Consider the following 12,248-nt stretch of genomic DNA (forward strand, 5'->3'; position numbering starts at 1 on the left):
AGACTATGCATAATTTGCATAGCCTTTATATTTATATTTTTATTTTGTCTAATGCATCTTTATTTTTCTCTATTTTAGCTTCTTTTGTAAGTTTAGTTACTTGTTCAGTGAATTTTTCATTAAGTAATATAGTTTTTATTGAATCTTTTACATCATTATATGGAGTTTGTTCATTTACTTTATCTGTAACTTTTATTATATGGTACCCAAAGCTACTTTCTACTATGTCTGATATTTCACCTGGCTTAAGATTAAATGCTGCTTTTTCAAATTCAGGAACCATCATTCCTTTGCTAAAGTACCCTAAATCTCCACCTTGTGCTGCTGAACCTGGATCGTCAGAATTTTCTTTTGCAAGTTCTGAGAACTCTTCTCCTGATTTAGCTCTCTTAAGTAGATCTTCTGCTTTTTTCTTAGCTTCTTTTTTCTTTTCATCAGAAAGTGGCTTTCCATTTTTATCTTGTGTTGAAACTAATATATGTGATGCTTTAACTTCATCTTTGTAGTAGTCTTTTTTATGGTCTTCATAATACTTTTTCATTTCTTCATCAGATATTTTAATAGTCTTATCAAAATGTTCTTTATAATTTTGAACAGCTAAATCTTGTTCTTGTTGAGTTCTTAGGAACTCATCATTAGCTCCTATTTTTTCCATATCTTTCTTGTACTCTTTATCTGAATCTATATTTTTCTTTAATTCATTATATTTTTTGTCTACTTCTTCTTTAGTAGGTAGTAAATTATCTTTTTTTGCTTGTTCATATACTACTTCTACATTTATCATTTGGTCTAAGATATTTTCTTTAAACTTATCTCTATATTTAACGCCTTTTTCAACTTCTGTGTCCCATACATTTTTTCCATACATAGCCTCTACTGATTGCTTGTATAACGCTAGAGTTGTTTCGTATTCACTAACAGTTATCTTTTGACCATTAACTGTAGCTACCGTACCATCACCTTTAGGCGAGTTTGAGCAAGCTGTGACAGATAACCCTACCATCATAGCTACTGCAACTGACATTAGTTTTTTCATTTGAACACCTCATTTAATTTTATTTTATACTACACATCTTTTCTAATAGTTCTTCCAACTCAATCACTATATTATACCCTATTTTTTCACTTGTTTTGTATCTTGTTATTGGAGCAAGTATTATTTCATCTTTTAACTGTCTAACTTTTTCTATCTTTAGCTTTTTACACAATGTTTTTATATATGCTATTCTTAATAAACATTTAACAGACTTAGGTATATCAGAGAATCGATCCTCTAATTCCTCTTCTACTTCCTTCATATCTTCTTTATCTTCTATAGATGCAATTTTTTTATACATTTCTATTTTCATTAACTCATCACTTATATAACTATCTGGTATATAAGCATTTACACTTAAATCTATTTCTACATCTATTTCTTCGATAATAGCCTCACCTTTAACCTTTTTAATAGCTTCATTTAACATCTTGACGTATAAATCATATCCTATTACAGCCATATGCCCATGTTGCTGAGATCCAAGTATATTTCCTGCACCTCTTATTTCAAGGTCCCTCATAGCTATTTTAAACCCAGAACCAAATTCTGTAAACTCCCTTATAGCTTTAAGTCTTTTCTCTGCTACTTCACTTAATACTTTATCCTTTTCATACATTAGATAAGCATAGCCTTGTCTTGAACTTCTTCCTACCCTACCTCTTAACTGATAAAGTTGTGCAAGGCCCATCTTATCTGCATCATATACTATCATAGTGTTAGCATTAGATATGTCCATACCAGTTTCTATTATAGTTGTACAAACCAATACATTATAATCTTTATTTAAGAAACCTAATATTATATCTTCTAAAGCTTTAGAAGTCATTCTACCATGAGCTACGGCTACTTGAGCATCTGGTACTAAACGTTGTATCATACTAGCCATTTCTTCAATTCTTTCTACTCTATTATATACAAAGAATACTTGACCTCCTCTTGCTAGTTCTCTCTCTATTTCATCTTGTATAACACTTTCTTTTGCTTCTGTAACATAAGTTATTACAGGATGTCTTTCTTGAGGAGGCTCTTCTATAACACTCATATCTCTTATTCCACTTAGCGACATGTGTAGTGTTCTAGGTATAGGTGTTGCTGATAAAGTTAATACATCCACTGTTGATTTTATCTTTTTAAGAGCCTCTTTATGTCTTACTCCAAATCTCTGCTCTTCATCTATAACAACTAATCCTAAGTTAGGTAAGTTTATGTCCTTAGAAACTATTCTATGAGTACCTATAAGTACATCCACCAAACCTTTTTTAGCATCTTCAATTATTTGTTTTTGTTGCTTAGGAGTTTTAAATCTACTTAATACTTCTACTCTTATTGGGTAATTATCAAAACGCTCCCTAAAAGTATTATAATGCTGTTGAGCTAGTATTGTCGTTGGAACTAATACTGCAACCTGCTTTTGCTCCATACAAGCTTTAAAAATAGCTCTTATAGCTACCTCAGTTTTACCATACCCAACGTCTCCACAAACAAGTCTATCCATAACTTTATCTGATTCCATATCTTTTTTAGTATCTTCTATGGCTTTTAGTTGGTCATCTGTTTCTTGATGTGGGAATAATGATTCAAACTCTAGCTGCCAAGGAGTGTCTTCAGAGAATTTGTAACCTTTTACTTTTTCACGTTTAGCATATAGCTCTATAAGGTCTTTTGTCATATCCTCTATTTCTTTTTTAACCTTAGCTTTTGCCTTAGTCCACTCATTTGTTCCTAATTTATTAAGCTTTACCTTCTCTTCCTCTACCCCAATATACTTTTGAACTTTGTCCATTTGGTCTATTGGTACATATAAATTGTCTCCACCTTGATAGACTATCTTCATATAGTCTTTTTTTACGGCATTCACAGTTATTTGCTCTATTCCTGTGTATCTACCAACTCCATTATTCTCGTGTACAACATAATCTCCTACACTTAACTCTAAGAAAGATTCTATTTTTTTACCTTTTTTAGATTTTTTAGACTTAGATGACGATGTTCTTTTATGTACACCTATCATTTCATTATCAGTTATAACTGCATACTTTATAGATTTATACTCAAATCCACTACTTATACGAGCTGGTATTATTATTATTTGAGACGATTTTATCTCTATATCCCTACTTTCTGAGATAGTTGATTCAAGCCCTAAATCCAATAAATCTGAATTTAATTTCTTAGCTCTATCAAGAGTATTCGTAGCTAAAATTATTTTATATCCATTGTATTTTAATCTATTTAATTCCTCTACTAATATATCTACCTTAGCATTAAAAGTTGGTATTTCCCTAGCCTCAAAGTTTACAATTGATTTTATATTAAAATCATTTATAGGCTTTGGTAGTAAAGTGTTTATTACAAACTTTTTATTAGATGCAATAAATTCTAAATCTGAATAATGATATAAAAGTTTCCCTTGATTTTTAAGTGCCAATCCTCTTTCAAGATTTACCTTATAATTTTCTTTGAAAGTATGTATATAATTTTCACATCTTTCCTTAAGTCTGCTTATATCACTTATAAATACTATTGCATCTTCACTTAAATAATTAAAAATACTCTTATTTTCATCTGTATATATATAATCTATATAATTTTCTATTCCTTCAAAGTAAGTCTTATTGAATATCTTATCTATATTCTGTAAAACATCATCATCTGTATGCTTACTAACATCTTTTTTCATTCTAGCCACAGATTCATCTATATTTTTAGGGTATATAAACTCTCTAGACGGAGTTATAGAAAATTCTTGTATCTTTTCAATAGATTTTTGCGTAAAAACATCAAAAGTTCGTATAGATTCTATTTCATCATCAAATAGTTCAATACGAATTGGATTTGTGTATTCTAGGGAGAATATATCTATTATTCCTCCCCTTATACTAAACTGACCAAAACCTTCTATCTTAGAAACTCTTTCATATCCTAACTCAACTAATCTCTCACTTAGTGATTCTACATTTAGAGTATCACCTATCTTATGAGTTGATATATTCTCTAAAAGAACATCTTTAGGTATATATTTTTTTAAAGCAGCTTCAATAGATGTTACCAAAATTATTTCCTCACCTTTCGCCAATTTTAGCAACACCTTTAGTTTTCTAGCTTCTTCATTTCTATCCTTTGCATCTAAATGGTAGAAGTAAATATCTTGAAAACCTAAATACTCCACCTTATCCTTAATATAAAAGTTTAAATCATCATATACTTTTTTAGCCTCTAAATCACTACTTGTTATAATTATCATTTGTCTAGATAAATCCTTGTATAGTGAATATGCTATATGAGGTTTTTGTACAGGTAAAAGCCCATTAATAAGTAATGAGCCTTTGTTTTTCTGTATAGAGTTTATAACTTCTTTATATTCTTTGGAATTTTGCAAAGGGTATACAAATACATCATTCATATTAATTCCCCCTCACTATCCATTATATTTGTTCATAGATAAATCTATATCTTCCTTTATTATAGTCTCAACAGCATGATATGCTTTTTCAAGACCTCTTTCTAAATCATCGACTTCTTCTTTTCTAAATCTTGAAAGAACGAAATCTGCTAAATCTTGTCCTGGCATAGGCTTAGATACTCCAACTCTAACCCTTGGAAATTCTGTTGAACCTAAGCACTTAACGATCGATCTCATACCATTATGAGTTCCACCACTACCTTTTTTCCTTATTCTTAGTTTACCCACATCTAAGTCAATATCATCATATATTACTATTATATTGCTCAAATCTACCTTATAGTATTTATATATATCTATTAAAGTTTCACCACTTAAATTCATGTATGTTTGTGGCTTAACTAATAGAACTTTTTCAGAACCTATTCTTCCTTCTCCTATTAAGGCCTTATGCTTTATTTTCGTCACTGATATGTTATATTCCTTTGCAAGAATATCTATAACATCAAAACCAACATTGTGTCTAGTTTTTTCATATTTCTTGCCTGGATTACCTAACCCTACTACTACGTACATATTTTGTCCTCCTCTATTTACTTATTATGCCAAAATATAAATTTAATATATCATAATTTGTTATTATTATTGTTATTGTTGCTAAAGATATAAATGGTGCAAATGGTATTTTCCTCTCCTTATTACTTTTATACAAAAGTATATATATCGAATACGGACAAGCTAAAATAAATGATAAGGCGATTAAATACATTGAATAGTTATGCCCTAATACAAAACAACATAAGCAGTATACGCCTATGTCTCCTTGTCCTAATGATTTTGTTGTTGTGGCTAATATATATGGTACAATAAGTCCTATTAATAGTGCAATGATATGGCTCATTGTGTTAACATCATACTTTATTGTAATTAGAAAAATTCCACCTTGAATTATTATACCACTAAGTACAGTTATATCATATATATATGTAGTATGATAATCTATTATTGATATAACTATTATAAATGGTATTAGCGATAAGTACTTTATTGACTCTGCGTTTACTCCATATTTGTAGTAGATTAAAGACATTGATAACAGATTTAATGTGTAAATTATTATTGTATTTAGCTTATTTTGATTAAGTTCATCACATATTTTATATATTTTTTTATTGCATATATATGATGTTATTATTGAAATTAATACTATATATATCATAATCTAAACATAGTAATAGGGTCAATTTAATTATTGACCCTATTTATATTATCTAATCATAAAAACAAACTCATATACCAATCTATTATATATGTTCCACATAGAACATTAATTAATGTTCCTATGGATATAAATGGTCCATAAGGTATCATTGAATTATATTCTTTGTTTTTTATCTTGCTATATATTATAGTACAAACTCCGTAAATTGCTCCTACATATACACTTAATAATACTGTTAGTAGTCCATATTTCATTCCTAAAAATAGTCCTACCATACCAAAAAGTTTGATGTCTCCCCCACCCATTACTTCTTTTTTTACTAATAGCTCTATCAGGTATATTAGTACTAGTGTACCTCCTCCACAGATTAGCCCTCCTAGTAAACTTTCTTTTAACCCGATTCCTTGTCCTAGGATATTAAAAGCTAGAGCTCCTATACTACCGAAAATTATTAATCCATCGGGTATTATATAGTGATCTATATCTATGAAGGTTATTATTACTAATAGTGATACTAATAACAAGTAGTATAGTGTTATAGTGTTTAGTCCGTATACTTTATATACTAATACAAACAATATACCTGTTAGAAGTTCTACTAATGCATATCTTAGCGGTATCTTTTGTTTGCAGTATCTGCATTTTCCTCCTAGAAAAGTCCAGCTAAGTACAGGGACTAAATCTAATGGCCTTAGTCGTGTTTTGCAATTGTAGCAATGTGATGGGGGATTTGATATTGATTGTTTATTTGGTATTCTGTATATACATACGTTAAAGAAGCTGCCAAATATTATTCCAAATATAAAAAAATATATATAATACATTCCCATCTGTCAATTTATCTCCTTGTTTAATTTTTTATCATATTATAAATAGTTTACATATCCTGAGTCACATTTAAATTTTAGTATCAAGTTTATATCATCTATAAAAAATTTTACTTTTTCTCATTATATTTTCCAATTTTATCTATATATTTTTGTATTAAACTGTTTATATTTAGTTGCTTGATTAATAATTAATCCCTCCAACTAATCTAGATGTGTATTCGTAGTCAGAGCACTTACTTAATACACTATCTCTTGATATTTTTCCTTCTCTGTATAAATTTACCAACCCTTGATCCATAGATTGCATACCTAACTTAGAGCTTGTTTGTATAATATTTTGTATTTGATATGTTTTATTTTCTCTTACTAAGTTTCTTATTGCTGGTGTGGCTACCATAACTTCTAATGCTGCGACTCTATTTGTTCCATCTATAGTTTTTATTAATTGCTGTGATATAATCCCTTCACATACTGTTGATAATTGAGTTCTAATTTGCTGTTGCTGTTCCGGTGGGAACATATCAACTATTCTATCTATTGTCTTAGCCGAGCCTACTGTATGTAAAGTTGAGAAAACTAGATGTCCTGTTTCTGCAGCAGTTAAAGCTATTGAAACAGTTTCAGGATCTCTCATTTCTCCCACTAAAATAACATCTGGGTCTTGTCTAAGCGCTGATCTAAGTGCTGAATTAAAGTTTTCTGTATCGCTACCTATTTCTCTTTGATTTACTATTCCTTTTTTATGATGATGAACATATTCTATAGGATCTTCTAGCGTTATTATATGTCTCTCTTGAGTTGAGTTTATTGTGTCTATTAAACTAGCTAAAGTTGTGCTTTTACCGCTTCCTGTTGGTCCCGTTACGAGTACTAACCCTTTACTCTTTTCTGTAAAACTAGCTATAATATCAGGTAATCCTAAGGTTTTAAATGACGGTATTTTAGATGTTATAGTCCTTACAGCTATTGCATATTTACCTTTTTGCTTATATGCATTTATTCTAAATCTATCCCCACTTTTAAAAGATACGGATAGATCCACTTCTCCGTGTTCTTCTAGAATTTTAAATTTTTTATTTCCTGCTATTTCCCTGGCCATAATTTCAGTGTCTTTTTCAGTTAAACTTTCTTCATTTAACTTTACGAAGCTTCCTTTTATCCTAGCTATCGGAGGAGTATCTACTGTTATATGTACATCTGATGCTCCTAACTCTACTGCCATTTCTAATAAATTAAATATATTCATAATTTTCTCCTCATATATTATAGTTTTTAAATATACTGCTATAGTAAACTTATATAATTAAATTGCATCTTATAAAATTTAAGATGCAATTTGAATGTTGTATATTAAATTTTTAATTTTAGTGTATCTTGAAATAGATTATACTTTTCTGGCTTTTTAGTATTGAGGGTTATCTGTGTCTAACCTAAGGATATCTTTTTCTGATCTATAGACTATAAATTGGATATTAGCTGAAATATCTCCTCTAGCTTTAGATTAAATTCTTCAAAAACTTTTAAGGCTTCTTTAACTTCGTTATTTCTGTATCTGTTAATACAAGGTCTAGTAACTCCTGACCTTGATCTTCAACTTCTCTCATTACTTCAGAAATTATTTAAGCTAATATATATAGTCAATGTCCTAAATCTTTTTTTAGCTTAATTTTACCTGAATCACTTATTTTACCTTAAATTCCATATTAAACTTTATCAAATATTCTTTTATCCATTTTAATTGCGACAAAATAAAAGGATACCTATATAGGTATCCTTTATCTATTTGACTAGAATAACTTACTAACTGACTCGTTAGCAAATATTTTCTTTATAGCATCTCCAAATAATGGAGCAACTGTTTCTATTTGTACTTTATCTATTTTCTTTTCTTCTGGAAGTTGTATAGTATCTAAAACTATTAATTCTTTTATTGCAGAGTTTTCTATTCTTTCCATAGCTGGTCCTGATAATACTCCATGAGTACAGCAAGCATATACATCTTTAACACCAAATTCTTTTAAAGCATTTGCTGCATTTGTTATAGTTCCCGCTGTATCTATCATATCATCTAATAATATAACATTCTTACCTTGCACATCACCTATTATGTTCATTACTTCACATACGTTAGCTTTAGGTCTTCTCTTGTCTATTATAGCTATTGGAACATCTCCGTTTAAATTGTTAGCAAAGTTTCTTGATCTTGTTACACTTCCTAAATCAGGTGAAACTACTACTAAATCTTCTATATTCTTTTTGTTGAAGTAATCAGCTAATATGCTTCCTCCTTGTAAATGATCTAGTGGTATATCGAAGTAACCTTGTATTTGTGCAGCATGTAAGTCCATAGTTAATACTCTGTCTGCACCTGCTGCTGTTATTAAGTTTGCAACTAATTTAGCTGTGATTGGATCTCTTGCCTTAGCTTTTCTGTCTTGTCTTGCATATCCATAGTAAGGTATAACTGCAGTTATTCTTCCTGCTGATGCTCTTCTTAATGCATCTATTATTATTAATAATTCCATTAAGTTGTCATTAACTGGACTATTAGTTGATTGAACTACGAAAACATCACAACCTCTTACTGTTTCATTTATGTTTACGCTTATTTCACCATCACTGAATGTACTTACTTGGCAGTCACATAATTCTACACCTATATGATCTGCTATTTTCTTAGCTAATTCATTAGATGCATTTCCTGCTATTATTTTTATTTCGCTTCCGCTAGTGTTCATGTAAATCCTCCCAAAATTTTTGAAACTTTGTTTAATTTATTTAAAATCTAGGCTTTTGCCTAAAAAAATAATAAGCTGTTTAGTTGCTATTTTTTATCCTTTTGATCTTTCTTCTCTACCCAACCTTCTTTGTTCACTTGTCTTTGTCTCGCTACTGCAAGCGCCCCTTGTGGAACATTGTCTGTTATAGTTGAACCTGTTGCTATATACCCTTTTTCTTCTACAGTTACTGGTGCTACTAGATTAGAGTTAGAACCTATGAATGCTCCATCTTTTACTATAGATTTTGCTTTATTTTTACCATCATAGTTTACAAATACTACTCCACATCCTATGTTTACACCTTTTCCAACATAAGCGTCTCCAATATATGCTAGGTGAGATGCTTTAGAATTATCTTCTATTGTAGCATTCTTAACTTCTACGAAGTCTCCTATCTTTACATTGTTCCCTATGTTACTCTTAGGTCTTAAATATGCATATGGTCCTACTGTAGTGTTTTCTCCTACTACACTATCAACTATAGTTGAATTTTTCACCTCTGTATAATCGCCAATTTCTGAATTTGTTATACTACAATTCATTCCAATTATACAACTTGAACCTATTTTTGTACTTCCCATTAATATAGTTCCTGGATATATTACTGTATCATTTCCTATTTCAACTCCAGCTTCTATATATGTTGAATTAGTATCTATGATTGTTACTCCATTTACCATGTGAGATTCATTTATTCTTTGTCTCATTATTTGTTCTGCTCTAGATAACTCTACTCTTGAGTTTACACCCATTAGTTCTTCTATTGTAGAACCGTTGAAAGCTCCTACTTTAAGACCCTTATTTCTCATTATTTGTATAGTATCTGTTAGGTAGTACTCTCCTTGTGCATTGTTGTTATCTAATAAATCTAAAGATTCTCTTAAACTCTTTCCATTGAAGCAGTATATTCCTGAGTTTATCTCTTTAGCTAACTTTTCTTCTTCTGAAGCATCTTTTTGCTCTACTATTTTTAGTAAATCTGAATTTTCATCTCTGATTATTCTTCCATACCCCGTTGGATTGTCTACTACTGTTGTAAGCACTGTTGTGTGATACTCATTTTCTATGTGATAATCGAATAGTTTTTTAAGTGTTTCTTCTTTTACTAAAGGTGTGTCTCCGCATAATACTACGATTATATCTTCATCATTTATGTATTCTTTAGCCATCATGACAGCATGACCAGTACCTAATTGCTCCGTTTGCATTGCTATCATTGTATGTTCTGGTAGTTTTGATTTTACTACTTCACTTTCGTGGCCTAATATTGCTACTATATCGTTAACCCCTGAATTTTTACATACATCTATTACGTGGTTAACCATTTCTTTTCCACATACTTTATGAATTACTTTTGGGAATTTAGACTTCATTCTCGTTCCTTTTCCTGCTGCAAGGATTATAGATTTAAAGTTCATTTCTCCACTCCATTCTTTATAACTATTTTATCTATGTTATTATATTATGTATATAATATAGTTTGTATACAATACTTTGTTACTACTAATTAATATAACACCTTTTGTCAAAAAAGTATACATTTAAACAAAAATTTTAAATATAAAAAAGAGTCGAATAGTTCGACTCTTTATAATAAACAATAAAAAAATTCTATTTAATTATTCAGCTGCAACTTCTAATTGAGCAACTGCTTCATGATATGCATTTAGTACTGCATCTTCTAATAATTGTCTCATCTCTGCGTTTATTGGATGAGCTATATCTCTAAAATTACCTTCCCCTATTTTTCTACTTGGCATAGCGATGAATAAACCATTATGTCCTTCTATAACCTTTATATCATGTACAACAAATAAGTTGTTAAAAGTTATAGACACTATACACTTCATTTTTCCTTCGTCAGTTATTTTTCTTATTCTTACGTCAGTTATCTTCATCCTTTTATATCCCCCTTTTGAATTTGACAAATTAATGTATTTATAAATTTTATATATATATTTACTTATAGTTTAGTATTCTATTAAATATTTGAATATCCTTTTTTATTTTTTGAAAATTTATGGTTTTTGTAAATTTATTTTTTACCTAATCTTCTATTATTTCTTCTATGTCACAATCCCCTTCGACAAATTCTTTCTGATATTCATCTTTAAATGTCTTTAAATTTGGTTCTACTATTATATTATCTACATTTACATCTAATTGAATTAAAGATATATAATCTTTTACCATTTTGTCTTCTGGCTTCATTGTAGATATAAATACTCCCGTTCCTATAACTTCCGCTCCAAACTCACTCATAAGATCTGTCATACCTTTGATTGTACCTCCACCTCTCATGAAGTCATCTATTAATATAACTTTGCTATTCGGCTTAACTGCTCTTCTTGGTAAACTCATACTTTCCACTTTAGAAGTATTTCCACTAACATAAGTCATACTTAGTGTAGGTCCTTCTGATACTTTTATATCTTTTCTTATTATAACAAGTGGTAAATTCATTGCTTTAGCTGTCATAAGAGCCATTGGAATTCCTTTAGTTTCCATTGTCACTACGCAATCAGCTTCTGCATAATCTATATTTGATGCAAATATTTTACCTATTTTTGATGCTATAGTAGGATCATATATTAAGTCTATTAAATATAAAAATCCTCCTGATAATACTCTAGATTCGTCACTTATTTTTTGACATAATTCCATTAAAAATTCTTCATTTTCTGCTTTTGATGTCTTTGGTATATATTTTACTCCACCAGCTGCTCCTGATATTGTTATTACTTTCCCTAGTTCTAATTTTTCAAAGACATTTTTTACTACTATTAAATCTTCACTTATTGTAGATTTAGCAGCATTAAATTTATTTGTAAAATAGCCTAATGTAAATATCTTATTTGGATTGTCCGATAATATCTTTACTATGGCACCAATTCTTTCCGTTCTTTTAAATTTCATGCATTTAACCTCCTACGATTGCAGCTTCTTCTATATAAACTAAATAATGCATAACCAT

Annotated in this window: 10 protein-coding genes; all 10 read right to left on the reverse strand. The window is 29.7% G+C overall.

Annotation, left to right across the window (positions count from 1 at the left end):
* Positions 1–31: 31 nt before the first annotated feature.
* The 10 genes from ABCP60_RS12130 to purR all read right to left on the reverse strand — a co-directional run bounded on the left by ABCP60_RS12130 (position 32) and on the right by purR (position 12,190).
* Positions 32–1,036 (reverse strand): peptidylprolyl isomerase, encoded by a 1,005-nt coding sequence (locus tag ABCP60_RS12130; RefSeq protein WP_271893864.1) that lies wholly within the window; start codon positions 1,034–1,036, stop codon positions 32–34.
* Between the two features lie 19 nt (positions 1,037–1,055).
* Positions 1,056–4,442 carry a transcription-repair coupling factor gene (gene mfd, locus ABCP60_RS12135; RefSeq protein ID WP_195238523.1) on the reverse strand — a complete coding sequence of 1,129 codons (3,387 nt, stop codon included), beginning with the start codon at positions 4,440–4,442 and terminating at the stop codon, positions 1,056–1,058.
* A gap of 15 nt (positions 4,443–4,457) precedes the next feature.
* Positions 4,458–5,018 carry an aminoacyl-tRNA hydrolase gene (pth, locus tag ABCP60_RS12140; protein WP_092921454.1) on the reverse strand — a complete coding sequence of 187 codons (561 nt, stop codon included), beginning with the start codon at positions 5,016–5,018 and terminating at the stop codon, positions 4,458–4,460.
* A gap of 13 nt (positions 5,019–5,031) precedes the next feature.
* Positions 5,032–5,661 (reverse strand): prepilin peptidase, encoded by a 630-nt coding sequence (locus ABCP60_RS12145; protein WP_092921456.1) that lies wholly within the window; start codon positions 5,659–5,661, stop codon positions 5,032–5,034.
* A 56-nt stretch (positions 5,662–5,717) separates the two neighbouring features.
* Entirely contained in the window at positions 5,718–6,494 is a 777-nt protein-coding gene (locus tag ABCP60_RS12150; RefSeq protein WP_343101821.1) for a prepilin peptidase, read from the reverse strand.
* 181 nt (positions 6,495–6,675) lie between these two features.
* On the reverse strand, positions 6,676–7,740 hold the full coding sequence (locus ABCP60_RS12155; RefSeq protein ID WP_092921460.1) for a type IV pilus twitching motility protein PilT: 1,065 nt from the start codon (positions 7,738–7,740) through the stop codon (positions 6,676–6,678).
* A 541-nt stretch (positions 7,741–8,281) separates the two neighbouring features.
* Positions 8,282–9,232: a ribose-phosphate pyrophosphokinase gene (locus ABCP60_RS12160; RefSeq protein ID WP_092921462.1), complete on the reverse strand. Its 951-nt coding sequence runs from the start codon at positions 9,230–9,232 to the stop codon at positions 8,282–8,284.
* Positions 9,233–9,318: 86 nt separating this feature from the next.
* On the reverse strand, positions 9,319–10,692 hold the full coding sequence (gene glmU / locus ABCP60_RS12165; RefSeq protein WP_343101822.1) for a bifunctional UDP-N-acetylglucosamine diphosphorylase/glucosamine-1-phosphate N-acetyltransferase GlmU: 1,374 nt from the start codon (positions 10,690–10,692) through the stop codon (positions 9,319–9,321).
* A gap of 201 nt (positions 10,693–10,893) precedes the next feature.
* Complete coding sequence (gene spoVG / locus ABCP60_RS12170; RefSeq protein ID WP_343101823.1) at positions 10,894–11,172, reverse strand: septation regulator SpoVG; 279 nt, start codon at positions 11,170–11,172, stop codon at positions 10,894–10,896.
* Positions 11,173–11,320: 148 nt separating this feature from the next.
* Positions 11,321–12,190 carry a pur operon repressor gene (gene purR / locus ABCP60_RS12175; RefSeq protein ID WP_343101824.1) on the reverse strand — a complete coding sequence of 290 codons (870 nt, stop codon included), beginning with the start codon at positions 12,188–12,190 and terminating at the stop codon, positions 11,321–11,323.
* Positions 12,191–12,248 lie beyond the last annotated feature (58 nt).

Origin of the sequence: Romboutsia sp. MSSM.1001216sp_RTP31141st1_G3_RTP31141_220114 (assembly GCF_039031195.1) — a bacterium.
GTDB classification, from domain to species: Bacteria; Bacillota; Clostridia; order Peptostreptococcales; family Peptostreptococcaceae; genus Romboutsia_C; species Romboutsia_C hominis.